This is a genomic window from Geodermatophilus sp. SYSU D00867, assembly GCF_054050315.1.
Genome location: NZ_JBJGZC010000010.1, coordinates 147,612 through 172,258, shown reverse-complemented (window position 1 = coordinate 172,258; position 24,647 = coordinate 147,612). Strand labels below are relative to the sequence as shown.

Sequence of the window (24,647 nt, the reverse complement as noted above, 5' to 3'; positions counted from 1 at the left end):
GGTGTTGCTCGTCCACGGCGTCGTCCGCGAGTCCGACGCCCCCGCCGTCGGCCGGGTGCCGCCCGGCCGGCTGCAGCAGCCGCGCGCCGTCGTCGCCGGTCCGCTGGCGGCGGTGGTGTCCGACGCGCCGGACGGCGACCTGGTGGGCGACGACGCCGTCGCGCACCTCGACCTGCTGGTGGCCCTGGTCGTGACCGTCCCGGTGCTGCCGCTGCCGTTCGGGACCGTCGCGCCCGACGAGGACGCCGTCCGGGCCGAGGTGCTCGAGCCGTCGGCGGACGAGCTGGCCCAGCGCCTGGCCGCCGTGGCCGACCTGGTCGAGCTGCGGCTGGACCTCGACTTCGACACCGACGCCTCGGTCGCCGCGGTGAGCCGCGACGACCCGGACATCGCGCGGCTCGCCGCGCGCGCCCGGGTGCCGGGGGCCTCGCTGGCCGACCGGATGGCGGTGGGCGAGGCCGTGGCCGCGCGCGTCGCCGACCTGCAGGCCGAGCTCGCCGCCACCTGGACGCAGGAGCTGTCCGGGGTGGCCGAGCAGTCGCGCGAGCTGCACGTCGACGACCAGGTGTCGCGGACGGCGTACCTGGTCCGGCGCGACCGGCTGGACGACGCCGACGCCGCGGTCGCCCGGCTGCGGGAGGCCGCCGCCGGCAGCGCGAGCGTCGAGTACGTGGGCCCGATGCCCGTCTACAGCTTCCTGGACGACGTGGTCGTGGGTTCGCAGCCCGCACCCCGTTCGCGATGGGGGTGGTGAGGGAAAGCAGCACACCGTCGGTACGGGGGCCGGCGGCAGTCGATCGACCAGGTGCACCGGGGACCGGGTCCCTGGTGGGAGAAGAGGACCACTGTGACCGAGAGTCCCACCCCGTCCGTGCTCAAGCTGGGGGCCGCCACGCTCGGTGGCTACCTGCTGGGCCGCATGAAGAAGGGCCGGGCCGCACTCAGTTTCGCCATGTGGGTCGCCGGCTCGCAGTCCGCCCTGGACCCCAAGCGCCTCCTGCGTGAGGCCCTCCTGTCCGTCGCCAGCAGCAACGAGGCCAAGGAGCTGCTGACCCAGCTGCGCGGTCCCCTGCTCCAGGCCGGCAGGAGCGCGGCGACGGCCACCTTCGACACCCAGCTCGCGGCGCTGACCAAGGCGCTGGAGCAGCGCACGGCCGCCCTGAACGAGAAGGCCGGGAAGGCCGCCGACACCGTGGGCGAGGCGGCGCTCAAGGCCACCGACACCGCCGGCGAGGCCGCTTCCACGGCCACCGACACCGCCGGCAAGGCGGCCGGCGCCGCGGGCGGCGCCGCGGGCGGCGCGGCCGAGTCGGGCACCGGCGTGCTGCGCCGTGGCCTCCGGGCGATCACCGGCAAGGGCAAGGGCCAGGAGGAGGACACCGCCGAGGACTCCGGCAAGGCCGGTGACGAGGACACCGCCGGGTCCGCGGACCAGGACACCGAGGACCAGGACACCGCGGACCAGGACACCGCGGACCAGGACACCGAGGACCAGGACACCGAGGACCAGGACACCGAGGACCAGGACACCGAGGCGGACGAGTCCGAGGACGCCGGGGTCGCGGAGGACACCGGCGAGTCCGAGACCGCGTCCGACGAGGACCAGGCGGAGTCCGACGAGGACGAGGCCGACGAGGACGAGGACGAGGCGGAGGACGAGGCGGAGGACGAGGCGGACGAGGACCTCACCGCCGAGGACGACACGGCCGACGAGGACGCCGAGTCCGACGAGGACGACTACGAGGACGACGAGGACGCCTACGACGACGAGGAGGGCGACGAGGACGAGGCGGAGGACGAGGCGGAGGACGAGGGGGACGAGGACCTCACCGCCGAGGACGACACCTCCGACGAGGACGAGGAGTCCGACGAGGACGAGGGGGACGCCGAGGACGAGGGGGACGCCGAGGACGAGGCCGAGGGCGACCTCACCGCCGAGGACGACACCTCCGACGAGGACGAGGAGTCCGACGAGGACGAGGCCGAGGGCGACACCGGCCTCACCGCGGAGGGCGACAGCTCCGACGAGGACGAGGAGTCCGACGAGGCCACGGCCGAGGACGCCACGTCCACGGAGGACGAGGGCGACAGCGAGGACCGCACCCCCGACCCCGGCCACGCCGACGTCGACGTCGACCCGGGCCAGGCCGGTGGCTTGCCGGGTGATGACACCGCCGAGTCGGACAGCGCCGAGTCGGACAGCGCCGAGTCGGACAGCGCCGAGTCGGACGACGCTGGCACCGGCGAGGACGAGGCCCCGCAGGAGACCCCGCTGCCGCCGCGCCGTGGGGCCCGGCGTCCGCAGAGCCGCCAGGAGGGTGGCCGGGCCCGCGGGGCCAAGGGCGACCGGGGGCAGCAGCCCGCCGATGCCCCCCGCCGACGGTCCCGGCAGACCGGCGAGGCCGCGTCCGGCGGCGGCCAGGAGGCCGCCGGCCGTGACGAGGGCCGCCAGAACGAGGCCGAGCCGGCACGCCGCGCCCGGCCGCAGGGCCGCTCACCCCGTCGTCCGCGCACGGAAGGAACCCGGGCATGACCAGCACGGAGAACCAGGAGAACCAGGACACCGGTGGCGGTGGCGGTGGCGGTGGCGGAGGTGGCGGGGGCCTGCTCGGCGGGCTCGCCAGCAACCCCGTGATCGGCCGCCTCGGTGACGCGGCGAAGGACTACGCCAAGGCCCGCGCCACCGACGCGGTGAAGTCGCTCGGCAGCAAGGTCGGCGGCGTCACCGACAACCTCAAGGAGAAGGCCGAGGGCGGCGGCTTCGTCGCCCCCGCCGCCACCGGGGCCATCTCCCGGCTGGCCGAGGGCGACAGCCCGGTCAAGGCGGTGCTCGGCGGCGTGGGCTCCGGCATCAAGGAGAAGATCAAGGGCGTCTTCCGCAAGGGCGGCGGGGCCGGCGGCAACAAGAAGTTCGTCAACATCGTCGAGGACGTCTACGTCGGCGTCCCGGTGAACGTCGCCTACGACCAGTGGACGCAGTACCAGGAGTTCGCCAGCTTCATGAAGGGCGTCGACTCGGTCGACCAGGCCGACGAGGTGTCCAGCAACTGGCGGGTGAAGGTGTTCAAGTCCCGGCGGAACTGGAAGGCCACCGTCACCGAGCAGATCCCGGACCGGCGGATCGTCTGGACCACCGAGGGCGCCAAGGGCACGACCAAGGGCGTCATCACGTTCCACCCGCTCGCCGACGACCTCACGCAGGTCCTGCTGGTCATGGAGTACTACCCGCAGGGCCTGTTCGAGAAGACCGGCAACATCTGGCGGGCCCAGGGTCGCCGCGCCCGGCTGGACCTCAAGCACTTCCGGCGCTTCATCATGATGCGCGGCGAGGCCACCGGCAGCTGGCGTGGGGAGATCCGGGACGGCGAGGTGGTCCGCGGACCCGACGAGCCGGAGCCGGACGAGACCGGTGCCGAGTCCCCGGAAGAGGCCGAGGACCAGGACGAGACCGGCTACGACGAGGAAGCCGGGTACGACGAGGAGGAAGCCGGCGAGGAGGAGGCCGGCGAGGAGGGCGCTGAGGAGGAGCCCGAGGAGGAGGAGGAGGCTCCCGAGGAGGCCCCGGAGGAGGCTCCCGAGGAGGAGCCGGTCCCCGCGGGGGCATCCTCCGGCGACGGATCCGGGGGCGGCGCGCCCCCGCGGCGACGGGCGCGGCGGGCAGCACCCGCCGGGACCCGCTGAGAGGAGGCGACGGTGTCGCAGACCGAGAACGGCGAGGTCCCCGCGTCCCTGCGTGAGGCGGCGATCTCGCTCAGCGTCCGGGAGGAGGTCCTCGACGTCCTCCTGGAGAAGATCGAGACCGACCACTACCCGTCGGCGACGATGATGGACGATGTCGAGGCGCTCCTCACGCCGTGGCGCAAGCAGGAGTACGCGGAGATTCTGCTGGACAAGATCCGCCAGGACCGGTTCCCCAGCCGGTCGCTGATCCAGCGGCTGGTCCGCCTGTCCAGCTGAACCGACCGTCACCGGCCGGCGTCGGGGCCCTCACGGCACCCGGCGCCGGCCGGTGGCGTCTCCGCGCTCAGGAGGGTCCGCGGAACCACGACCCCGGCGGGTGGAGCCGGGCGCGCGCCGGCCGGTTAGCGTCGGGGCACGCCGACGGACCGGAGAGGTGCGGATGATCGACAAGCGGGTCGGGTCACTGGCCGACGCCGTCGCGGGCATCGAGGACGGCGCGACCGTGCTCATCGGCGGGTTCGGCGCCTCCGGCGTCCCGGTGGAGCTGGTGCACGCGCTGCTCGACCAGGGGACCACCGACCTCACCGTCGTCACCAACAACGCCGGCTCCGGCGAGACCGACGTCGCGGCGCTGCTGCGCGAGCGGCGGGTGCGCAAGATCGTCTGCTCCTACCCGCGCTCGGCCGGCTCGGTCTGGTTCGAGGAGCGCTGGCGCGCCGGCGAGGTGGAGCTCGAGCTGGTCCCGCAGGGCACGCTCAGCGAGCGGATGCGCGCGGCGGCCGCGGGCCTCGGCGGGTTCTTCACCCCGACCGGTGCCGACACCCGCCTCGCCGAGGGCAAGGAGGTGCGGGTGATCGACGGCCGCCGGCACGTCTTCGAGGAGCCCCTGCCCGGCGACGTCGCCCTGGTCCGGGCCGCGCGCGCCGACCGCTGGGGCAACCTCGTCTACCGCACCGCCGCGCGGAACTTCGGCCCGACGATGGCCGCGGCGGCCGCGCTGACCGTCGTCCAGGTGGACGAGTTCGTGGAGCTGGGTGCGCTGGACCCGGAGGTGATCGTGACGCCGGGGATCTTCGTGGACCGCGTCGTGGAGGTGGGCAGGGCGTGAGGCTGGACACGCGCGACGTCGCACGGCGGATCGCCCGGGACATCCCCGACGGCGCCTACGTGAACCTCGGCATCGGCCTGCCCACGCTGGTCGCCGACTGCGTCGGGGACGACCGGGAGGTCGTCTACCACTCGGAGAACGGGATCCTCGGCATGGGTCCCGCCCCGGCACCGGGCGAGGAGGACCCCGAGCTGATCAACGCCGGCAAGCAGCCGGTGACCCTCCTGCCCGGCGGGGCGTTCTTCCACCACACCGACGCGTTCCTCATGATGCGCGGCGGCCACGTCGACCTGACCGTGCTCGGCGCCTTCCAGGTCTCCGAGCACGGCGACCTCGCCAACTGGGCCACCGACGACGCCTCGCACCCGCCGGCGGTCGGCGGCGCGATGGACCTCGCCGTCGGCGCGAAGCGGGTGCTGGTGATGACGACGCACACGACGAAGGCCGGCGAGCCCAAGCTCGTGCCGCGCTGCACCTACCCGCTCACCGCCGCCGGCGTGGTCGACCGCGTCTACACCGACCTCGCCGTCCTCGACGTCACCGCCGAGGGGTTCCTCGTGCGCGAGATGGTGGCCGGGCTCGGCCGCGACGACCTGCAGGGCGCCACGGCCGCCCGGCTGTCCTTCGCCGACGACGTCGGGGTGCTGGTGCCGGGTCAGCGGGAGTAGTACTCCACGACCAGCTGCTCCTCGCACACCACCGGGACCTCCTCGCGGGCGGGCACGCGCTCCACCCGGGCGGTGAGGTCGGCCAGCCGCACCTCGAGGTAGGCCGGGGCGGTGGCGTGCGCGCCGGACGCGGCGACCTGGAACGGCTCCCGGGTCCGCGACCCCTCGGCGATCGAGATCCAGTCGCCCGGGCGCAGCCGGTAGGACGGGCGGTCCACCCGGCGGCCGTTGACCAGCACGTGCCGGTGGGTGACGAACTGGCGGGCCTGGTAGATGGTCCGCGCGAACCCGGCCCGCAGCACCGTGGCGTCCAGCCGCGACTCGAGGTCCTGGATCAGCGCCTCGCCGGTCTTGCCGCCGGTGCGCCGGGCCCGGTCGAACGCCCGGCGCAGCTGGGTCTCGCTGACGTCGTACTGCGCCCGCAGCCGCTGCTTCTCCAGCAGCCGGGTCGAGTAGTCGCTCTGCTGCTTGCGCTTGCGGCCGTGCTCGCCCGGCGGGTACGGGCGGCGCTCGAAGTAGCTCACGGCCTTCGGGGTGAGCGGCAGGCCGAGCCGGCGGCTGAGCCGGACCTTGGGGCGCGGGGTGTTCAACGGGACCTCCGTCGTCGAGTTAGGTTAGGTTCACCTTACCCCCATCCCGACACCCGAGGTGATCGATGACCGCCGGCCCCTCCTCCCGCGCCGGTTCGGGCACCACCGGCATCCCGCAGCCCTCCCCCGCAGAGCGCGCCCGCACGGTGGCCGCCCGGGCCTCGGCGGCGCTGCACGCGGTCGGCGTCGGCGCGGTCGAGGTCACGGTCACCGGGACGACGGCGTCCGGGCAGGTGCTCGTCGTCGTCCCCGCGGACGGGCGCCTGGCGACGGCGCTGCGGACCTCGCCCCTGGGCGACCTGCCGGCGCGGCTGACCGTCACCGACCGCACGCCCTTCCCGGTGCAGCACCCGGTGCGCGGACAGGTGGAGCTGTCCGGCTGGCTGACCCCGGTGCACCCGGCCGGCGTGCAGGCGGCCCTGCTCGACCTCGCCGACGTCCGCCCCTCGGACGCGCTGCTCGACGTCGGCCTGGGCGCGGTGCTGCTGCGCCTGGACCTCGCCGAGGTGCTGCTCACCGACGCCGGGACGTCGTCGGAGGTCGAGCCCGAGGCGTTCGCGGACGCGCGGCCGGACCCGGTGAGCGCCGACGAGTCCGGCCTCGCCACCGTGCACGCCGGTGCGCTGGACACCCTGCGCGGCCGGGTGCGGGCCTGGGCCGGCCCGCGCGACGACGTCCGCCTGCTCGGGCTGGACCGGCACGGGGTGCGGTTCCGCGTCGAGGCGCGGCACTCCTGCCACGACCTGCGCGTGCCGTTCCGGGCCCCGCTGACCGGCGGGGAGGGCCTGGCCGCCGCGCTGGACACCCTGCTCGCCTGCGGCCCGGCCTAGCGGTCCCGCGGGATCTCCGGTCAGCGGCGGGCGAACCAGCTGTCCTCCGGGATCTCCGGTGGGGAGGGCGGCAGGTCGGGGCCGCGCCGTCGAGGGGGCTCCCAGGGCCACAGCGTGACCGCCCGGTCGGCGGCCTCGCGGATCGCCGTCCCGTCGAGCACCGTGCTGGTCTCCGGGACACCGAGCTCCGGGCACCGCACGACCACCGTCAGCGGCCCGGCCGGCGGCAGCGGGGACAACCACCAGGAGTGGTCTACGGAGTTCTCACTGCCCGAGCCGCTCCCCTGGGTGAGGACGACGTCCCCGCCCTGCCCGGGCTCGCCGACGTTGTCCACCCGCCTGCCGTCGGCCAGCTCGAGCCCCAGGAGCAGCGGTGGCACGCCGGGCCGCCAGAGCACCTCGTGGAGCTCGGCCCCGGACAGGCTCCCCGGCCGGATCCGGACGCCGAGGTCGAACGCCAGGCCCGTCGAGTAGACCTGCATCCCCAACAGGGCCACCACGGCGTCGTCGGTGCGGGCGAGCAGCACGTTCTGCGGCAGGGCCACCGGCAGCTCGTTCTGCGGCGCACCCGTCCGTCGCAGGGCGTCGTCGTCCGGTCCGTCGTCCGGCCGGGCGCTGGTCCCCATGCGCCGCAGCCTGGCCGGTCCCCGCCGGGCCCGGCAAGCGGGACCCGGGTCAGGCCGCGGTCGCGGCGCGGGCCTCCTCGGCGAGGGCGGCCAGCGCCTGCTCGAAGCACTCCCGCGGCGGCTGCACGAGGCCCGCGCCCACCTGACCCGTGCCGGCCACCCGCCCGGCCATGCCGGTGTTGATCTGCGGCAGCCAGCCGGTGCGGGCCACGGCGAGGACGTCGATGCCGGTCGGGGCGCCGCGGAAGCCGAGGATGGGGATGGCCATCGCCGGGTTCTCGGCCAGGGTGAGCTGGTACATCCGCTCGGTGGTGGCCAGCGCGTCGGGCACGGTGCCCCCGACGAACCGCACGATCGCCGGCGCGGCGGCCATCGAGAACCCGCCGACGCCGTAGGTCTCCATGATCGCGGAGTCGCCGATGTCGGGGTTGGCGTCCTCGGGGCCGTAGTCGCCGAGGAACAGGCCGACCGGCGTCTGCGCGGGGCCGGTGAACCAGCGGTCGCCGGTGCCGGCGGTCTGCACGCCGAACTCGGTGCCGTTGCGCGCCATGACGGTGACCAGCGTCGAGCCCGGGACGTCGCGGGCGGCGTCCATCGCCAGCTTCGCCGCCGGCATGCCGAGGTTGAGGAAGAAGTGCTCGTTGCCGCCGATGAAGCGCAGCGCCGCCGCGACGTCGTCCGACGGTGCGTCGAGGGCGACCAGCGCCGGGGACAGCTCGCGCAGCGTCATCAGCGATCCGGCGCGGTTGCGGTTGTGCCCCTCGTCGCCCATCTGCAGCATCTGCGCGAGCACGGCCTTGACGTCCAGCGGCTCGGCCATCGAGCGCACCGCGCGGGCCAGCAGCGGGCCGAGGACGTCGCGCATCCAGGCCAGCCGGGTGAGCACCTCCTCGCCGAAGGCGCCCATCCGCAGCACCTTGCCCAGGCCCTCGTTGAGGTTGCAGTAGGCCCGGCCGCCGCCCACCGGGTCCTCCAGGCACCACGCCCACATCGACGGCGAGGTCACCCCGGCCATCGGGCCGACGGCGGAGCGGTGGTGGCACGGCTCGAGCTCCACGCCGCCGGACGCGAGCAGCGCCTCGGCGTCGGCCACCGTGGACGCCCAGCCCTCGAACAGGCAGGCGCCGATCAGCGCCCCGCGCATCGGCCCCGACGCCGCCTCCCAGGTCAGCGGCGGGCCGGAGTGGAGCAGCGTGCGCCCCTCGAGGCCGAGCACCTCCCGGGCCGGGCGGACGTCGACCAGCACCGACCCGGCGGCGAGCACCCGCTCGACCGCCGTCCGGTTGGCCGCCGCCCGTCGCGGGTCCAGCGCCAGCGCGGCGAGGTCGCCGGCGTCGCCGAAGCCGGGTGGCCGCCAGTCGACGTCGGCCACCGACGCCCCCTGGGCGCGCAGCGCGCCGGAGAAGACGTCGACACCCGCGGCCACCACCGCCGGCGGGCCGTCCAGCAGACCACCCAGGCTCATCGCTGCGCTCCCAGCAGGTCGAGGGCGTACCGCGTGGCCGCGGCGTTGGAGGCGAAGACCGCGGCACCGGCCGCGGCGAGGGCGTCGGCCTGCCGGCTCCAGCCCTGGGGGTCGGCCTCGGTGCCGACCAGCGCGACCACCACCGGCAGGTGCGCGCGCTCGCGCGCGGCGGCCAGCGCCGGGGCGAGGGCCGCCGCCGGGTCGGCGTCGGCGCCGTGGCCGAGGACGACGTCGAGCAGCAGCACGGCGGGCTCGCCCGAGGCGGCCAGCCGCTCGATCGCCTCCAGCCGCAGCGTCGGGTCGATCATCGGGTGGGCGCGGCCGACGGTGAGGGCGTCGTCGCCGAAGTCGACGACGACGTGGCCGCGGGCGGACAGGTCCGTCCCGAGGTCCAGCTCGGGCCGCAGCGGGGTGTTGGACCGGACGTCGCCGAGCACGGGGGCGGCGAGGAGCATCGCCTCGTCGGCCAACGTGCCGCCGGAGTAGAGGCCCTTGAGCACCGCCCCGGGCAGCGCGGCCTCCGCCGGGCCGGGCCGCGAGGGCCAGACGGGGACGTCGAGGCCCATGTCGGTCAGCAGCGCCTCGACGGCGGCGGTGAGGTCCGGCGTCTCCGGCGACAGGGCGGCCGACCGGACCGGCGTGGACAGCCCCGCGGCGGCCCGCTCCACGGCCTCGGCCACCGACCGCGCCGGCGGCTTGGAGACCACGAGCACCCGCTCGGTGGCCGGGTCGGCGTCCAGCGCCGCCAGCGCGTCGAGGGTGGCCAGGCCGCCGACGGCCTCGGACAGGTCGCGCCCGCCGACGCCGATCACGTGCGAGACGCCGACGCCGGCCGCGTCGAGCAGGCAGGACACCTGCTGCGCGCCGGTCCCCGACGCCGCGACGACGCCGACCGGCCCGGGGCGCACCACGTTGGCGAAGCCGAGCGCGACGCCGGACACGATCGCGGTGCCGCAGTCGGGGCCCATGACCAGGACGCCGGCGGCGTGCGCGGCGCGCTTGAGCGCGACCTCCTGCTCGACCGGGACGCCGTCGGAGAAGACCAGCACGCTGCGGCCGGCGGCGATCGCGTCGGCGGCCTCGAGCGCGGCGTACTGCCCGGGGACGCTCACGATCGCCAGTGCCGGGGTCCCCGGCTCGAGGTCGTCGAGGCCGGCGCCGATCGTGCGGGCCGGCTGGGCGTCGGCGGTGGCGCGGGAGCGCTCGCGCTCGGCCAGGGCGGCGTCGACGGCGGCCACCGCGGCGGCCAGCGCGTCGTCGTCCACGGCCCGGACGGCGATGAGCAGCTGGTCGGGCGCGGGGGTCTCCGCGGGCGCCAGCCCCATGCCCGCGGCGAGCTCGACGTTGAGCGGCGTGGCCATGGCGACGAGGACGGCGGTCACCCCCTCCCGGGCGCCGACGTCGCGGCTGACCTGCATCAACCGCACCGAGTCGGCGTAGACGCCGCTGCGCAGGGAGACGTGCCGGACGCCCTCTCCGGGGCCTGGATCGCTCACCCCGCCGACCGTACCGGGAGATCCCTCAGCGGTGAGATATCGGCGGCGCAACGATCTTGTTTCCGGTCGAACATTTAGCGCTGAGGCACTTTCGCGCCCGCGTGTCGCGTGACACTGTGACGGCCTCCCGGGGGTGGCGGCACCTCCCGGCCCGCATCGGCTGTGCCTCGCGAGGAGGACCCCATGGCGTTCGGTTGGAAGCTCTACGGCGACGGCAAGACGCCGCCGCTGGGCGAGGCCGTCGCGCCCGACGAGCGGCTGTCGTGGCCCCGCACCATCGGCATCGGCGCCCAGCACGTCGTCGCGATGTTCGGGGCGACCTTCGTCTTCCCGATCGTCATGGGGCTCGACCCCAACCTCGCGATCATGATGAGCGGGATCGCGACGATCATCTTCCTGCTCATCGTGAACGGGAAGGTGCCGAGCTACCTGGGCACGAGCGCCTCGTTCGTCGGCGGCGTCGTCGCCGTCCGGGCGCAGGGCGGCGACTCCGGCGACGTCGTCGGCGCGATCCTGGTCTCCGGCGTCGTGCTGGCGCTGGTCGGCGTGCTCATCCACTTCGCCGGGGTCCGGTTCCTGCACGCGATCCTGCCGCCGGCGGTGACCGGCGCGGTCGTGCTCCTGATCGGCTTCAACCTGGCCCCGGTGGTCGCCGGCATCTACTGGCCCCAGGACCAGTGGGTGGCGCTGGCCACGATGGCCTTCGTCATCGTCGCCTCGCTGCTGCTGCGCGGCTTCTGGGCCCGCATCTCGATCCTGCTCGGGCTGGTCTTCGGCTACCTGCTGTCGATCCTGCTCGACGCGACCGCCGGCCAGATCACCTCGCCCGACGGCACCGGCGAGGTCGTCACCCGCGACCGGATCAACTTCGACACCGTCGGCCAGGCCGACTGGTTCGGCCTGCCGGACTTCACCGCGCCCAGCTTCTCCCTGAACTTCAGCCTCCTGGTGCTGCCCGCCGTCATCGCGCTGGTCGCGGAGAACGCCGGCCACGTCAAGGCGGTCGCCGAGATGACCAAGCGCGACCTCGACCCCTACATGGGCCGCGCGATCGCCGCCGACGGTGTCGCCACCGTCGTGGCCTCCTCGGTCGGCGGCTCCCCGACGACCACGTACGCCGAGAACATCGGCGTCATGGCCGCCACCCGCGTCTACTCGACGGCGGCCTACTACGTGGCGGCCCTCGTGGCGATCCTGCTCGGCCTCTGCCCGAAGTTCGGCGCCCTGATCAACATCATCCCGGGCGGCGTGCTCGGCGGGATCACCGTCGTCCTCTACGGGATGATCGGCCTGCTCGGCGCGAAGATCTGGAAGGAGAACCGGGTCGACTTCGCCAACCCGATCAACCTGGTGCCGCTCGCCGCGGGCATCATCATCGCCATCGGCAACGTGAACCTGCAGATCACCGACACCTTCTCGCTGGGCGGCATCGCCCTGGGCACCATCGTGGCGGTGCTCGGGTGGCACGTGGCCCGTGCCCTCGCGCCGGCCGAGATGAAGGCGGCGCTCGTCGCCGAGCGGGAGTACGCCGGCGGCACGGGTCCCGCGCTCGGCCACGCCGGGGCGCACGACTACACCCCCGGGGCCCGCGAGTACAGCGCCGACCCGTCGTCGGTCGACCAGGTGGGCCGCCCCGGCACCGACCGACGCAGGGACATGCTCGAGAAGTGAAGCCCGCACCCTTCCGCTACGCCGACCCCCGGTCCCTCGACGAGGCACTCGACGTCCTGGCCGCCGAACCCGGCGCCAAGGTGCTCGCCGGCGGGCAGTCGCTGCTGCCGCTGCTGGCGATGCGCCTGGCGGCGCCGGCCACGCTGGTCGACGTCAACCGGGTGCCCGGCCTCGACGCCGTCGAGGCGACCGGGGACGGCGTGCGGGTGGGAGCCCTGGTCCGGCACGCGCACCTGCTCCGCGACGGCGCCGCCGCCCGGGTCCAGCCGCTGCTGGCCCGGGCGACGGCGAACGTCGCCCACCCGGCCATCCGCAACCGCGGCACGACGGTCGGCTCGATCGCGCACGCCGACCCCTCCGGCGAGATGACCTCGGTGCTCGCCCTCACCGGCGGCTCGGTGACCGTGGCGACGCCCTCGGGCCGGGAGACCGTCGGCTGGCGGGACCTGTTCGTCGGGCCGCTGGAGACCTCGCTGCCCGGCGGCGCGGTCGTCGTCGACGCCTTCTTCCCCGCCCTGCCCGAGCGCTCGGGCACCGCCTTCGCCGAGATCGCCCGGCGCAAGGGCGACTACGCCGTCTGCGGGGCCGGCGTCGTCGTGACCCTCGACGCGGACCGCCGGGTGGCCGCCGTCCGCGCGTCCTACCTGTCGGTCGGGCTGGTGCCCGAGGTGCACGACCTCACCGAGGCCGTCGCCGGCAAGCCCGTCGACAGCGCCGACTGGGCCGCGGCCGGCGCCCTGGCCCGCACGCTGGTCGACCCCGACACCGACATCCACGCCAGCGCCGACTACCGCCGGCTGCTGGTCGGCGTGCTCACCGAGAGGACGCTGGCCGACGCCGCCCGCGAGGCGGCCGAGAGGACCGCTGCATGACCTCCGTCGACACCCCCCGGATCGACACGGAGCGGACCGTCCGCGTGACGGTGAACGGCGTCCCGCGGGAGGTGACCGTCCCGGTGCGCCGCGTCCTCGCCGACGCGCTGCGCGACGACCTCGGCCTGACCGGCACGCACGTCGGCTGCGCGCACGGCGTCTGCGGCTCGTGCACGGTGCTCGTCGACGGCGACCCCGTGCGCTCCTGCCTGGTGCTCGCCGTGCAGGTCGACGGCGCGGAGGTGACCACCGTCGAGGGCCTGGCCCGCGAGGACCACCAGGGCGGGCAGGTGCTCCACCCGGTGCAGGAGGCCTTCCGTGAGTGCCACGCCCTGCAGTGCGGGTTCTGCACGCCGGGCTTCCTGGTGACGATCGCCGCGGGCCTCGAGGCCCGGGACGCGGGCACGGAGATCACCGAGGAGGAGGTCGACGAGCTCGTCGGCGGCAACCTCTGCCGGTGCACCGGCTACGCCAACATCAAGAAGGCCGTCCGGCACGCCGCCGCCGCGATGCGGGAGGACGCCCGGTGACGACCAAGCTGTTCGGGGAGCCGGTCCGCCGGCGCGAGGACGCCCGCCTCATCACCGGCCGCGGCCGCTACCTCGACGACATCGGCGCCGGCGCCCTGGCCGCCGCGTTCGTGCGCAGCCCGCACGCGCACGCCCGCGTCGTCGACGTCGACGTCGAGGCGGCGCTGGACGTCGAGGGCCTGGTCGCGATCTACACCTACGAGGACCTCACCGGCCCGATGGCCGAGCCGCTGCCGGTGCTCATCCCCCACCCGCAGCTGCACGCGCCGCGCACCGGGTACCCGCTGGCCAACGGCGAGGTCAACCACGTCGGCGAGCCGGTCGTCATGGTCGTGGCCACCGACCGGTACGTGGCCGAGGACGCCGCCGAGCGGATCGTCGTCACCTACGAGGAGCTGCCGGTCGTCGTCGGGGTGGACGCCGCCCGCGAGGCGCGCGCGGCCGTCCACGACGAGATCCCCGACAACGTCGCCGCCCGGCACCACCAGGAGACCGGCGACGTCAACCCGGCGCTGGCCGCCGCCCCGCACACGCTGTCGTTCACCCAGTACATCGAGCGCAGCGCCTGCACGCCCCTGGAGGGCAAGGGCGTGCACGCCCGCTGGGACGCCGACGACGGCAGCCTGCGCGTGCACTCCAGCACCCAGGCCTCGACGTCGGTGCGCGCGGCGATCGCCGCCAAGCTCGAGCTGTCGCTGGACCGCGTCGAGGTGATCGCGCCCGACGTCGGCGGCGGCTTCGGCGTCAAGATCGTGCACCCGTGGCCCGAGGAGCTGCTGGTGCCGATGGCGGCGATCCGGCTCGGCCGCGAGGTCAAGTGGGCCGAGGACCGGCGCGAGCACTTCGTCTCCAGCGCGCACGAGCGCCAGCAGCGGCAGGAGATCACCGTCGGCTACGACGACGACGGCCGGATCACCGCGCTCGACGTGCACGTCTGGCACGACAACGGCGCCTACACGCCCTACGGGATCATCGTCCCGATCGTGACGGCGACCCAGCTGGTCGGCCCGTACGTGATCCCCGTGTACCGGGTGGTCGTCGAGAGCGTCTACACCAACACCGTCATCGTCACGCCCTACCGCGGGGCCGGGCGGCCGCAGGGCTGCTACGCGATGGAGCGGACGATGGACCGCATCGCCGACGCGCTCGGCCTCGACCGCGCCGAGGTGCGCCGCCGGAACCTGATCACGCCCGACCAGTTCCCCTACGACCACCGCCTGACGTTCCAGGACGGCCGGCCGGTGATCTACGACTCCGGCGACTACCCGGGGCTGCTGGACAAGCTGGTCGCGCTGGTCGGCTGGGACGAGGCCGCCGCCCTGCGCGCGGACGCGCAGGCGCGCGGGAGGCTGCTCGGCATCGGCATGGCGCTGTACGTGGAGGGCACCGGGCCCGGGCCCTACGAGGGCGGGCACGTCCAGGTGCTCGGCAGCGGCAAGGTGCTGGTCTCCACCGGGCTCACCTCGCAGGGCCAGGGCCACGAGACGGTGTTCGCGCAGATCGTCGCCTCCGAGCTCGGGGTGCCGATCGAGGACGTCGAGGTGCACACCGGCGACACCCGCCGCTTCGGGTACGCCGTCGGCACCTTCGCCTCGCGCGCCGCGGTGATGAGCGGCAACGCCGTCGCGCTGGCCGCCCGCGGGGTGCGGGAGAAGGCGCTGCGCATCGCCGCCGAGGTGCTCGAGGCCAACCCGGAGGACCTGGAGATCGACGAGGGCCTGGTGCAGGTCAGGGGGACGCCGGGGGCGTCGGTCCCGCTGCGCACGGTCGCCGTCCTGTCCAACCCGCTGCGCTACGCCTTCGACGAGGCGGCCAAGCAGGCCACCCAGTTCGCCACGCACGACGACAGCAAGCCGCCGGTCGCGCCCGGGGACGCGCCGGGCCTGGAGCACCGCGACTACTACTCGCCGATCCGCTCGACGTTCGCCTCCGGCGCGCACGCCGCCGTGGTGGAGATCGACCCGCAGACCTGGGAGATCGACGTCGTCCGGTACGCGGTCGTGCACGACTGCGGCAACGTGGTGAACCCGATGATCGTCGAGGGCCAGGTGCACGGCGGCGTCGCCCAGGGCGTGGGCGGGGCGCTGTACGAGCGGATGGCCTACGACGGCGACGGGCAGCTGCAGAACGCGTCGTTCATGGACTTCCTCATGCCCTATGCCTCCGAGGTGCCCGACGTGGTCATCGACCACCAGGAGACCCCGTCGCCGCTGAACCCGCTGGGGATCAAGGGCGCCGGCGAGGCGGGGGTCATCCCGGGGACGGCCGCGATCGCCTCGGCGATCGAGGACGCCACCGGACGGCGGATCGCGTCGATGCCGATCTCGCCGACCGAGCTGTACGACCTGATGAGAGACGAGACGGCGGAGCGGACCCGGGCGTCCCTCCAGACGGGAGTGCCCGCGTGAACCTCGACGGCTCGGCGGTGCTGCACGGCACGCCCGAGGAGGTCTGGAGGGTCGTCACCGACCCGGCCGTGCTCGCGCGGACCATCCCCGGCTGCGAGTCGCTGCAGCGCACCGGCGAGGACGAGTACCGGATGGACGTCTCGGTCGGCGTGGGCGCCATCCGCGGCACCTACGCCGGCGAGGTCCGGCTGACCGACCAGCAGCCGCACTCGTCCTACGTCATGCACGCCTCCGGCGCCGGCGCCCCGGGCAACGTGCGGGCGAAGGTGACCATCGACCTGGAGCCGCACGAGGAGGGGACGACGCTCAGCTACTCGGCCGACGCCGTCGTCGGCGGGCCGGTGGCCGGGGTGGGGCAGCGGATGATCTCCGGCGTCGCCAAGCGGATGGCCGGGCAGTTCTTCGCCGCGATCGACCGCGAGCTCACCGAGGGCGCCCCCGTGGCCGCCGCGCCCGCCGCCGCCCGCGCGACCTCGGCGGCGGTGAGCTCCACCGAGGCGCCCGCGGCCGTCCCCGCGGGGACGCCGGCCGCCCCGGAGCCGCAGGTCTTCCGGCGCGCCGAGGCCCCGGCCGCGGCGCCGTCGTCGGACGTGCAGACCCTCGCCGTCGGCGCGCTCGGCGGTGCCGGGCTCACCCTGCTCGGCGTCCTCGTGGGCTGGCTGCTGGGCCGCCGGACCCGCTGACGGGGGCCGTGGCGCCGGGGGCGCCGGCCACGGGTCAGACCGGGTAGGGCTCGCCACAGATGTCCGCCGGGAGGCCCGTGTCGCAGCGGTTGCCCTGGAACTCCAGCCCCCCACCGGGCGGGAGCGACGGCAGGGCGGAGGGGTCGCCGACGAAGACGTCCATGTCGACGGCGACCGACCCGGTCGGCGGCGTGCCGACGGGCAGGAGGGCGTGGTTGTCCCCGAAGTAGTTGTTGGACACCCGGACGTCCTCCACGGGCCCGGCGTCGGACCCGGGCAGCGTGGTCAGCACCAGTCCGGCGGCCGGGTGCGTCGGCGACGGCACCCCCGCCGGCAGGTCGGCCGTGTTGTCGGCGATGACGTTGCCCGCGACCGTGACGTCGTCCGCGTCCACCACCTGCACGCCGATGCCGGAGACGTAGGACTCGACCTCCCTGCCCTGGAGGCAGTACCGGTCGTTGTCCGTCGAGGTGTTCCCGGTGATGCCGAACCCGCCGCTCGGGACCTCCGTCGCGACGTCGTCGGCGAGCAGCAGGCCGATGCAGTTGCCCGTCAGGGTGTTCCCGGTGACGCGGCCGCCGCGCGCCTCCCGCAGCGAGATCCCGACGTCGTAGCCCTCGACGTGGTTGCCGGAGACCGTCGCGTCGGCACGGGCGGAGTCGACGACCGCGACACCGGCGGTGCCCGAGTCCGGCACCCTCGCCGTGCCGCGGTCGAGGCCGACCTCGCGGTTGTCCGTGATCCGGACCGCCGTCGAGTCGACGGCGACGACGCCGTAGCGGTCGTGGGCGAAGCCCGACGTGCCGGCCACCCGGAAGCCGTCGGCTCCCCGCGCGACGATCCCGCTGGCGGGGTGGTGGTGGGTCGACAGGCCACCGACCAGGACCGGCCCGTCCGGATCGAGGAAGAACAGACCGGAGACGTCGTCGGCGAGCGTGTCCGGGTCGCCCTCGGCGTCGGCGCGCTCCTGCGCCTCCCAGCAGGGGGTCGAGGGGACCGCGGGCAGGTCCCGGACGGTCCGCCACTCGGGCCACACGACGTTGGTCACCCCTGCGCCGGCGCCGCGGACGGTCAGGCCCTTGCCCTGGACGCAGACGGCCTCGTGGTAGTCCCCGGGTGCGATCCGGATGGTGTCGCCCGAGCGTGCCGCGTCGACGGCGTCCTGGATCCGGGTGTACTGCTGCCCCGGCCCGACGTGGAGCGTGTGGGGGCCGACGTGGGCCGAGGCGGCCCCGGCCGGGAGCGCCGCGACGAGCAGGACCCCCGTGGCGGCGGCGGCCGCGAGACGGGCGGCACCGGAGCGGGTCCGCCTCCTCGTGGAGGGGTCCATGCGGTGGCCTCCCTGGTCTGCGGGCGCCGGGCGCAGCGCCGCAGGTCGCCCACCCGCGGCGGGGACGGGACGGCGGGCTGCGCCGTCGTCGTCCGCGCTCACGCCGCCGGCGAGCGGTCCCGGTTCACGAGGATGGCCAGCTGGGTCCGGCCGCGGACGCCCAGCCGCCGCATGGAGGCGGTGAGGTGGCTCTTCACCGTCGCGAGGCTCAGGAACAGCCGCCGCGCGATCTCCTCGTTGCTCAGCCCCTGCGCCACCAGCTCGGCGACCTCGCGCTGCCGGTCGGTGAGCCGGTCCAACGGGCGGCAGGGGACCTCGGCCGGTGGCGTGGGGTCGGTCAGGTAGCGCACCAGCTGGGTGGTCGCCGAGGAGTCGATGGCCGGCTCGTGCCGGGCCAGCGCGCGCACAGCCTCGACCAGTCGCGCGGCGGCCGAGCAGCGCGGCAGGTAACCCCGGACGCCGGCCCGCAGCACCTGCACGAGCTCGGGACCGGCCTCCTCACGCGGCTCGGCGAGCACGAGCACCGCGGTCCCCCGGCGGCAGAGCTCACGCAGGAGCGGCAGCGTGGCCCCCTGCACCAGACCCTGGCGGGCGACGACGACCTGGGCGGGCACGTCCTCGATGGCGGCGAGCGCCCCGGGCAGGTGGTGGGTCTCGGCGACGACGGCCATGTCCGGCTGCGCCTCGAGGACCTCGCGCAGCCCCAGCCGGAAGACCTCCCGGTCCTCGCAGAGCAGCACACGGACCAGGCTGGACGGCGGCCGGATGGCCAGCGGGCGCGCGGGCCGCAGGACCGGGCGCGGACGCGGCTGCGTGCTCCGTCCCCTGACCGGCACGCCCGGTGCCGGGCCGACCGGTCGCCATGTCCCGCGTGCCGCGGGGCCCGGGCCCTGCAGGACGTCGTCGGAACTCATGCGTTCCTCCTGTCCGGGTGGCGCTGACGGGGCTCCGGGCGGGATCTCCGCCCGGGGGGACCCGTCCGTCTCAGTCGGACGCGCCGAACGGTAGCGCGCAACCGTCCGGCGTTGCCAGGTAATGTGCACGCCCTTCACAGGTCCCGTCCAGGTTCGTGTGCGCAGGGCGCGGGAGTCCCCCGGCGTGTACGCCGGGCCTGCACGGAGAGTGGCGAACCGGGTACGGAGGTCAGCCGCCGACGGGGCCGGCCTCCCAGCCGGGGCCCGGCCGGGCCGTGCGGTTGACGTGGATGGCCAGCTGCGTCCGGTCGCGCAGACCCAGCCGGCGCAGGGCGACGGTGATGTGGCCCTTGACGGTCGCGCGACTGACCTGGAGCCGCGCCGCGATCTCCGCGTTGGTCAGGCCCTCGGCCACCAGCTCGGACACCGCCTGCTGCCGGGCGGTGAGCGGGTTGCGCCCGCCGGTCTCGTCGGTCCCCGCCGAGCTCCGTACGCCGTCGAGGTGGTGCAGCAGCTCGCCGGTGACGGCGGCGTCGAGCAGCGTCTCGCCGCGGACCACGGAGCGCACGCCCTCGACCAGCCGGTCGGAGCTGACGGTGGTGTACACGTAGCCGCGGGCGCCGGCGCGCAGGGCCTCGACCAGGTCGCCGCCGTTGCCGGCCTCGCCGAGCAGGACCACCCGGGTGCCGGTCGCGGTCAGCGCCCGCACCAGCTCGGTCATCGCCGGCCCCTGGGCGCCCAGGCCGAGCAGGGTCACGTCGGGGTGCAGCTCGGTGGCGAGCTCGAGCGCCCGTGCCGCGTCGGCCGCCTCGGCGACGACGAGGAGGTCGGGCGCCCAGCGCAGCACCGCGCGCAGCCCGTGCCGGAGCACCTCGTGGTCGTCGCAGATCAGGACGCGGGCCGGGGGCCCGGGAGGCCGGAGACCGTCGTGAGGCGGTGGAGGCCGGAGACCGTCGTGAGGCGGTGGAGGTCGGAGACCGTCGTGAGGCGGCGGGACGGTTCCCTCCAGCTCGCCACCCATGCGTCTGCTCCGCTCAGGTCCGATGCACGGCGCCCGGCGCCGCTGGTCCCAGGACCCGGAAGTTAGCGACGGACGGTCACCCGCCGCCACCGATCAACGACGCGGTGAGCGTGATCGGCCTCCGGTTTCATACCCGAGTCGCGGTCTCCCGGTCCGGAAGGTGGGCGTTGCCCCCGTCCCCGGGCGCTGGACCCCGGGACGGGCCACCCATCCCGCCGGTGCGCACCCTCGCGACCGGGCGTCCCCTCCCCGGGACGGGCGCGACGGATCCGACCCGTGGCGCTGTCGGACGGCCGTCCCGCCGCCCTAGCGTCCTCGGGCATCCGTCCCGGCCCGCCGGCCGCACCGGTCCGCCGGCTCCCTGCCGGCCCACAGCGACGCTGGAGTGCCCGTGCACCAGACGATGATCATCGCGAGGATGACCCCCGCCGACGCGGACAAGGTCGCCGACGTCTTCGCCCGCTCCGACGCGACGTCGATGCCGTACGAGATCGGGGTGCGGCGCCGGCAGCTGTTCACCTTCCACGACCTCTACGTGCACCTGATCGAGTTCGACCGCCCCGAGCAGGAGGCCATGGCGGTCGCCCAGTCGCTGCCGGCGTTCCGGGCGGTCAGCGAGGAGCTGCGGCCCTACATCGTCGCCTACGACCCGAACTGGCGGTCGCCGCGGGACGCCATGGCGCGCCGGTTCTACGAGTGGTCGGCGGAGCGGTCGTGACCGCGACGACGCCGGCCCGGCCGCACGCCGCGGCGCCCGGGTCGGTCGACTGGGTGAGCTGCCCCAGCTGCGGCTGGCTGCTCTACCGCAAGCGCCTGGACCGCAACCTGTCGGTCTGCCCCGAGTGCGACCACCACCTGCGGCTGGGCGCCCGCGCGAGGATCGCGCTGCTGGCCGACGACGGCAGCTTCGACGAGCACGCCTGCCCGCCCGGGCCCGCCGACCCGCTGGACTTCACCGACCTGCGCGACTACCGCGACCGGCTGCACGAGGCCGCCGCCCGCTCCGGCGAGAGCGAGGCCGTCGTCCTCGGCACCGCCCGCATCGGCGGCACCCCGGTGGTCCTCGCCGCGATGGACTTCGGCTTCCTCGGCGGCAGCATGGGCATCGAGGTGGGCCGCCGCGTCAGCGCGGCCGCGGACCTCGCCCTGCAGCGCGGCCTGCCCCTGGTGACCGTCTGCGCCAGCGGCGGCGCCCGCATGCAGGAGGGCGTGTTCTCGCTGTTCCAGATGGCGCGGGTCAGCCACGCCTTCGCCCAGCTGCACGAGTCCGGCCTCCTGTCGGTCTGCGTGCTCACCGACCCCACCTACGGCGGGGTGTCGGCGTCGTTCGCCACCCTGGCCGCCGTCCTGGTCGGGGAGCGGGGCGCGCACGTCGGCTTCGCCGGCCCGCGGGTGGTGCAGGAGACCATCCGGGCCGAGCTGCCCAGCGACTTCCAGACGGCGGAGTTCCTGCTGGCCCACGGCCTGGTCGACCGGGTGGAGAGCCGCGCGGAGCTGCGCCCGCTGCTGGTGCGGCTGCTCGAGCTGCACGGCCGCCGTCCCGCTCCTCCCCCGGCCGCCGCCCCGGTGCCGGCGCCGGAGGTGCCCCGGGACGACGCACCGGCGGGCGACGGCGCCGAGGACGCGGACGCCTGGGACGTCGTCCAGCGGGCCCGGGTCGCGGGCCGGCCCACGACGCTGGACTACCTGCACACCGTCTTCGACGACTTCGTCGAGCTGCACGGCGACCGCGCGTTCGCCGACGACCCGGCCGTCGTCGGCGGGGTCGCCGTCCTCGACGGGCGCCCGGTCGTGGTGATCGGCCACGAGAAGGGCCACTCGGTGCGCGAGCGGGTGGCGCGCAACTTCGGCATGCCGCACCCCGAGGGCTACCGCAAGGCGATGCGGCTCATGGCGCACGCCGAGACCTTCGGCCTGCCGGTGGTCACGCTGGTCGACACGCCCGGCGCGCACCCCGGGCCGGCGGCCGAGGAGCGCGGCCAGGCGCACGCGATCGCCGAGACCATCATGCGCAGCAGCCGGCTGCGGGTGCCCGTGGTCGCGGTGCTGACCGGCGAGGGCGGCAGCGGCGGGGCGCTGGCGCTGTGCACCTCCGACCGGCTGCTGGTCCTGGAGAACGCCTACCTGTCGGTGATCAGCCCGGAGGGCTGCGCCGCGATCCTCTGGCGGACGGCGACCGCCGCGCCCACCGCCGCACGGGCCATGCGCCTGGGCGCGGCGCACCTGCGGGCCAGCGGCATCGCCACCTCGGTGGTGCCCGAGCCACCTGGCGGCGCGGACGCCGACCCGCTCGCGGCCGCCGGCCTGGTCCGCGCCGCGCTCGTGCGCGAGCTCGACGAGCTCGCCCGGCTCGACGTCGGCACCCTGCTCGGCACCCGGGCCGCCCGGCTGGCCCGCATCGGCGGCGACGGCGACCGGCCGCTGCGCGTCGTCGGGCCCGCGCCCGAGGGAGGTGGCGGGGATGCGGCCCGCTGAGCTGCCGGCGCGGCCGGGACAGGCGGCGGAGGAGCCCGTGGCCGGGGACGAGACCAGTGGCCTGCACCACGAGGTGGTCGAGCTCGCCCGCGCCCTGCCCGGGCCGCTGCGCCGGCTGACCGTCCGCAGCGGCGACCGCGCCGTCGAGGTGGAGTGGGCGGCCGACGCCGTCCCCGCGGCCGCCGCGCCGGCCCCGGTGCCCGGCGGGCTGCAGGCCGTCGCCGCGCCCTCCGGGCCGGCCGCGGTCCCGGAGCCGGCGGGCGAGGAGCCGGAGGTCCCCGAGGGCACGATCGCCGTCCGGGCGCCGCTGGTGGGCACCTTCTACGCCGCGCCCTCCCCCGGCGCGGAGCCGTTCGTGCGGGTCGGCGACGAGGTCGAGGCCGGCCAGACGCTCGGGATCGTCGAGGCGATGAAGCTGATGAACCCGATCGTGGCCGACGCCGCGGGCGCGGTGGCGGAGATCCGGGTCGGCGACGCCGAGTCGGTCGAGTACGACCAGGTCCTGGTGCTGCTGCGCCCGTCCGGGGGACCGAGGTGATCGGCCGGCTGCTGGTCGCCAACCGCGGCGAGATCGCCGTCCGGGTCGCCCGCGCCTGCCGGGAGCTCGGCATCGAGGTCGTCGCCGTGTACTCCACGGCCGACCGGCGCTCCGCCGTCGTCGAGATGGCCGACGAGGCCGTGCACATCGGCCCGCCGGCGCCGCGGGCCAGCTACCTGCACGTGCCCAACGTCGTCGAGGCGGCGCTGCGCAGCGGCGCCGACGCGGTGCACCCCGGCTACGGCTTCCTCTCCGAGGACCCCGACTTCGCCGAGATCTGCGAGGCCGAGGGGCTGACCTTCGTCGGCCCGCCGCCGGAGGTCATGCAGCAGATGGGCAACAAGGCCACCGCGCGGCGGCTGATGGCCGCGGCCGGCCTGCCGCTGCTGCCCGGCGTGGTGGACCCGGTGCGCACCGCCGAGGAGGGCCTGGCCGTCGCCGCGGAGATCGGCTACCCGGTGATCATCAAGGCCGCGGCCGGCGGCGGCGGCCGGGGGATGACGGTGGTGCACGACCCCGCCGACTTCGCCGAGGCGTTCGCCACCACCCGCACCGTCGCCCGGGCGGTGTTCCGCGACCCCACCGTCTACGTCGAGCGCTACCTGTCCGGCGCCCGGCACGTCGAGGTCCAGGTGCTCTGCGACGCCCACGGCAACGGCGTGTACCTCGGCGAGCGCGACTGCTCGCTGCAGCGGCGGCACCAGAAGCTGCTGGAGGAGGGCCCGGCCGGGCACCTCACGCCCGAGCAGCGGGCCGGGCTCGGCGAGATGGCGGTCCGCGGCGCGCTGTCGGTCGGCTACAGCGGCGCCGGGACCGTGGAGTTCCTCGTCGACGACGCCGGGCGCGCCTACTTCATGGAGATGAACGCCCGCATCCAGGTCGAGCACCCGGTCACCGAGCTGCTGACCGGCGTGGACCTGGTCCGCGAGCAGCTGCTGGTGGCCGGCGGGGAGCGGCTGGGGCTGCGGCAGGAGGACGTCGTCGTGCGCGGCGCGGCGATCGAGTGCCGGATCAACGCCGAGGACCCCGCCCGCGGGTTCGCCCCCGCACCCGGCCGGCTCGACGTGCTGCGCGTCCCCGACGGCCCGTGGACCCGCTTCGACACCGGCTACCGCCAGGGCGACGAGGTCAGCCCGCACTACGACTCGCTGCTGGGCAAGCTCGTCGTCTGGGCGCCCGACCGCGAGCAGGCCGTGCGGCGGATGGACCGGGCGCTGGCCGAGCTGCGCGTCGAGGGCCCCGGCGTGCACACCACCGCCGCCCTGCACCGCGCGCTGCTGCGCGACCCCGACGTGCGCGCCGACCGGCACGACGTCCAGTTCCTCGACCGCCGGCTGCCCGACCTCGTGGCCCGCGCCGCGGCCATCGCCGCGTCCCGGGAGCCGGCCCTGCCCGCCGCGCGCGGCGCGCTGCACCTCGTCCCGGCCGGCGACCCCGCCGGTCCGGTGCCCGTCCCCCACTCCCGTCCCGAGGAGGACCCTCCCATGTCCGCTGCCCCGTTCACCCAGGCCGACCTCATGCAGCTGCTCACCGAGAAGGCGGGCCTGCCGGCCGAGGCGCACACCGACGACCCCGACGCCCGCTTCGCCGACGTCGGCCTGGACTCGCTGGCCTTCCTGTCCATGCAGACCGAGCTGCAGGACCGCTTCGGCACCGCGATGCCCGACGACAGCCCCGACAACTACACGTTCGGCGAGATCGTCCGGGCCGTGTCCGCGGCCCAGGCGCAGCCGGCCTGATC

The 24,647-nt window shown here is 75.5% G+C and carries 23 protein-coding genes; 16 read left to right on the top strand and 7 right to left on the bottom strand.

The window, feature by feature from the left end:
- The first annotated feature begins 1 nt into the window (after nt 1).
- The 6 genes from ACI8AK_RS11810 to ACI8AK_RS11785 all read left to right on the top strand — a co-directional run bounded on the left by ACI8AK_RS11810 (nt 2) and on the right by ACI8AK_RS11785 (nt 5,457).
- Complete coding sequence (locus tag ACI8AK_RS11810) at nt 2-754, top strand: GvpL/GvpF family gas vesicle protein (RefSeq protein ID WP_456902040.1); 753 nt, start codon at nt 2-4, stop codon at nt 752-754.
- Between the two features lie 93 nt (nt 755-847).
- Entirely contained in the window at nt 848-2,533 is a 1,686-nt protein-coding gene (locus tag ACI8AK_RS11805; RefSeq protein ID WP_456956367.1) for a hypothetical protein, read from the top strand.
- Nucleotides 2,530-3,681 carry an SRPBCC family protein gene (locus ACI8AK_RS11800; protein ID WP_456956365.1) on the top strand — a complete coding sequence of 384 codons (1,152 nt, stop codon included), beginning with the start codon at nt 2,530-2,532 and terminating at the stop codon, nt 3,679-3,681. Before ACI8AK_RS11805 ends, ACI8AK_RS11800 begins: the two co-directional genes overlap by 4 nt.
- 12 nt (nt 3,682-3,693) lie before the next feature.
- On the top strand, nt 3,694-3,957 hold the full coding sequence (locus ACI8AK_RS11795) for a hypothetical protein (RefSeq protein WP_387991089.1): 264 nt from the start codon (nt 3,694-3,696) through the stop codon (nt 3,955-3,957).
- 163 nt (nt 3,958-4,120) lie between these two features.
- The gene (locus ACI8AK_RS11790; RefSeq protein WP_456956363.1) at nt 4,121-4,789 is read left to right on the top strand and encodes a 3-oxoacid CoA-transferase subunit A; all 669 of its coding nucleotides are present in this window, start codon (nt 4,121-4,123) and stop codon (nt 4,787-4,789) included.
- On the top strand, nt 4,786-5,457 hold the full coding sequence (locus ACI8AK_RS11785) for a 3-oxoacid CoA-transferase subunit B (protein WP_387991095.1): 672 nt from the start codon (nt 4,786-4,788) through the stop codon (nt 5,455-5,457). The genes ACI8AK_RS11790 and ACI8AK_RS11785 overlap by 4 nt, the downstream gene beginning before the upstream one ends.
- Here ACI8AK_RS11785 and rpsD read toward each other — a convergent pair.
- Complete coding sequence (gene rpsD, locus ACI8AK_RS11780; RefSeq protein ID WP_387991098.1) at nt 5,445-6,047, bottom strand: 30S ribosomal protein S4; 603 nt, start codon at nt 6,045-6,047, stop codon at nt 5,445-5,447. The genes ACI8AK_RS11785 and rpsD overlap by 13 nt on opposite strands.
- A 65-nt stretch (nt 6,048-6,112) precedes the next feature.
- On the opposite strand from rpsD, the gene ACI8AK_RS11775 reads away from it, so the two are divergent.
- Entirely contained in the window at nt 6,113-6,877 is a 765-nt protein-coding gene (locus ACI8AK_RS11775) for a DUF2470 domain-containing protein (protein WP_456956361.1), read from the top strand.
- A 20-nt stretch (nt 6,878-6,897) separates the two neighbouring features.
- Here ACI8AK_RS11775 and ACI8AK_RS11770 read toward each other — a convergent pair whose 3' ends face one another.
- From ACI8AK_RS11770 to ACI8AK_RS11760, 3 genes are read right to left on the bottom strand one after another with little or no spacing between them, the layout of a single operon-like run.
- Entirely contained in the window at nt 6,898-7,503 is a 606-nt protein-coding gene (locus tag ACI8AK_RS11770; RefSeq protein WP_456956359.1) for a hypothetical protein, read from the bottom strand.
- A 49-nt stretch (nt 7,504-7,552) separates the two neighbouring features.
- Complete coding sequence (locus ACI8AK_RS11765; protein ID WP_387991107.1) at nt 7,553-8,968, bottom strand: YlbE family protein; 1,416 nt, start codon at nt 8,966-8,968, stop codon at nt 7,553-7,555.
- The gene (locus ACI8AK_RS11760) at nt 8,965-10,464 is read right to left on the bottom strand and encodes an FdrA family protein (protein ID WP_387991110.1); all 1,500 of its coding nucleotides are present in this window, start codon (nt 10,462-10,464) and stop codon (nt 8,965-8,967) included. The genes ACI8AK_RS11765 and ACI8AK_RS11760 overlap by 4 nt, the downstream gene beginning before the upstream one ends.
- Before the next feature lie 183 nt (nt 10,465-10,647).
- Here ACI8AK_RS11760 and ACI8AK_RS11755 point away from each other — a divergent pair, with 183 nt between their 5' ends.
- Genes ACI8AK_RS11755 through ACI8AK_RS11735 form a run of 5 tightly spaced genes read left to right on the top strand, consistent with a single transcriptional unit; the run spans nt 10,648 to nt 16,628 of the window.
- Nucleotides 10,648-12,135: a uracil-xanthine permease family protein gene (locus tag ACI8AK_RS11755; RefSeq protein ID WP_387991113.1), complete on the top strand. Its 1,488-nt coding sequence runs from the start codon at nt 10,648-10,650 to the stop codon at nt 12,133-12,135.
- Nucleotides 12,132-13,007: an FAD binding domain-containing protein gene (locus ACI8AK_RS11750; protein ID WP_387991115.1), complete on the top strand. Its 876-nt coding sequence runs from the start codon at nt 12,132-12,134 to the stop codon at nt 13,005-13,007. Before ACI8AK_RS11755 ends, ACI8AK_RS11750 begins: the two co-directional genes overlap by 4 nt.
- Nucleotides 13,004-13,537: a (2Fe-2S)-binding protein gene (locus tag ACI8AK_RS11745; protein ID WP_456902047.1), complete on the top strand. Its 534-nt coding sequence runs from the start codon at nt 13,004-13,006 to the stop codon at nt 13,535-13,537. Before ACI8AK_RS11750 ends, ACI8AK_RS11745 begins: the two co-directional genes overlap by 4 nt.
- On the top strand, nt 13,534-15,945 hold the full coding sequence (gene cutA, locus ACI8AK_RS11740) for an aerobic carbon-monoxide dehydrogenase large subunit (protein ID WP_456956357.1): 2,412 nt from the start codon (nt 13,534-13,536) through the stop codon (nt 15,943-15,945). Before ACI8AK_RS11745 ends, cutA begins: the two co-directional genes overlap by 4 nt.
- Nucleotides 15,942-16,628 carry an SRPBCC family protein gene (locus ACI8AK_RS11735; RefSeq protein ID WP_387991124.1) on the top strand — a complete coding sequence of 229 codons (687 nt, stop codon included), beginning with the start codon at nt 15,942-15,944 and terminating at the stop codon, nt 16,626-16,628. Before cutA ends, ACI8AK_RS11735 begins: the two co-directional genes overlap by 4 nt.
- Nucleotides 16,629-16,662: 34 nt before the next feature.
- Here ACI8AK_RS11735 and ACI8AK_RS11730 read toward each other — a convergent pair whose 3' ends face one another.
- From ACI8AK_RS11730 to ACI8AK_RS11720, 3 genes are all read right to left on the bottom strand, one after another.
- Nucleotides 16,663-17,958 (bottom strand): right-handed parallel beta-helix repeat-containing protein, encoded by a 1,296-nt coding sequence (locus tag ACI8AK_RS11730; RefSeq protein WP_456956355.1) that lies wholly within the window; start codon nt 17,956-17,958, stop codon nt 16,663-16,665.
- A 98-nt stretch (nt 17,959-18,056) separates the two neighbouring features.
- The gene (locus tag ACI8AK_RS11725; RefSeq protein ID WP_387991130.1) at nt 18,057-18,698 is read right to left on the bottom strand and encodes a response regulator transcription factor; all 642 of its coding nucleotides are present in this window, start codon (nt 18,696-18,698) and stop codon (nt 18,057-18,059) included.
- A gap of 403 nt (nt 18,699-19,101) precedes the next feature.
- On the bottom strand, nt 19,102-19,893 hold the full coding sequence (locus tag ACI8AK_RS11720) for a LuxR C-terminal-related transcriptional regulator (protein WP_387991133.1): 792 nt from the start codon (nt 19,891-19,893) through the stop codon (nt 19,102-19,104).
- A 403-nt stretch (nt 19,894-20,296) separates the two neighbouring features.
- Between ACI8AK_RS11720 and ACI8AK_RS11715 the strand changes: the two genes are divergently transcribed.
- Genes ACI8AK_RS11715 through ACI8AK_RS11700 form a run of 4 tightly spaced genes read left to right on the top strand, consistent with a single transcriptional unit; the run spans nt 20,297 to nt 24,645 of the window.
- Nucleotides 20,297-20,611, top strand: a complete 315-nt coding sequence (locus ACI8AK_RS11715; RefSeq protein ID WP_387991358.1) for a TcmI family type II polyketide cyclase — start codon at nt 20,297-20,299, stop codon at nt 20,609-20,611.
- Nucleotides 20,608-22,368: an acetyl-CoA carboxylase carboxyltransferase subunit alpha gene (locus tag ACI8AK_RS11710; protein WP_387991136.1), complete on the top strand. Its 1,761-nt coding sequence runs from the start codon at nt 20,608-20,610 to the stop codon at nt 22,366-22,368. Before ACI8AK_RS11715 ends, ACI8AK_RS11710 begins: the two co-directional genes overlap by 4 nt.
- Nucleotides 22,355-22,906 (top strand): acetyl-CoA carboxylase biotin carboxyl carrier protein, encoded by a 552-nt coding sequence (accB, locus tag ACI8AK_RS11705; protein ID WP_387991139.1) that lies wholly within the window; start codon nt 22,355-22,357, stop codon nt 22,904-22,906. The genes ACI8AK_RS11710 and accB overlap by 14 nt, the downstream gene beginning before the upstream one ends.
- Entirely contained in the window at nt 22,903-24,645 is a 1,743-nt protein-coding gene (locus ACI8AK_RS11700; protein WP_456902052.1) for an acetyl-CoA carboxylase biotin carboxylase subunit, read from the top strand. The genes accB and ACI8AK_RS11700 overlap by 4 nt, the downstream gene beginning before the upstream one ends.
- The last annotated feature ends 2 nt before the right edge of the window (nt 24,646-24,647 follow it).

Bases quoted from the DNA above. Each gene is read 5' to 3' on its own strand.
- ACI8AK_RS11715 (WP_387991358.1), top strand. From the start codon at position 20,297: ATGATCATCGCGAGGATGACCCCCGCCGACGCGGACAAGGTCGCCGAC.
- accB (WP_387991139.1), top strand. From the start codon at position 22,355: ATGCGGCCCGCTGAGCTGCCGGCGCGGCCGGGACAGGCGGCGGAGGAG.
- ACI8AK_RS11770 (WP_456956359.1), bottom strand. From the start codon at position 7,503: ATGGGGACCAGCGCCCGGCCGGACGACGGACCGGACGACGACGCCCTG.
- ACI8AK_RS11730 (WP_456956355.1), bottom strand. From the start codon at position 17,958: ATGGACCCCTCCACGAGGAGGCGGACCCGCTCCGGTGCCGCCCGTCTC.
- ACI8AK_RS11745 (WP_456902047.1), top strand. From the start codon at position 13,004: ATGACCTCCGTCGACACCCCCCGGATCGACACGGAGCGGACCGTCCGC.
- ACI8AK_RS11755 (WP_387991113.1), top strand. From the start codon at position 10,648: ATGGCGTTCGGTTGGAAGCTCTACGGCGACGGCAAGACGCCGCCGCTG.
- ACI8AK_RS11720 (WP_387991133.1), bottom strand. From the start codon at position 19,893: ATGGGTGGCGAGCTGGAGGGAACCGTCCCGCCGCCTCACGACGGTCTC.
- ACI8AK_RS11800 (WP_456956365.1), top strand. From the start codon at position 2,530: ATGACCAGCACGGAGAACCAGGAGAACCAGGACACCGGTGGCGGTGGC.
- ACI8AK_RS11790 (WP_456956363.1), top strand. From the start codon at position 4,121: ATGATCGACAAGCGGGTCGGGTCACTGGCCGACGCCGTCGCGGGCATC.
- ACI8AK_RS11775 (WP_456956361.1), top strand. From the start codon at position 6,113: ATGACCGCCGGCCCCTCCTCCCGCGCCGGTTCGGGCACCACCGGCATC.
- ACI8AK_RS11765 (WP_387991107.1), bottom strand. From the start codon at position 8,968: ATGAGCCTGGGTGGTCTGCTGGACGGCCCGCCGGCGGTGGTGGCCGCG.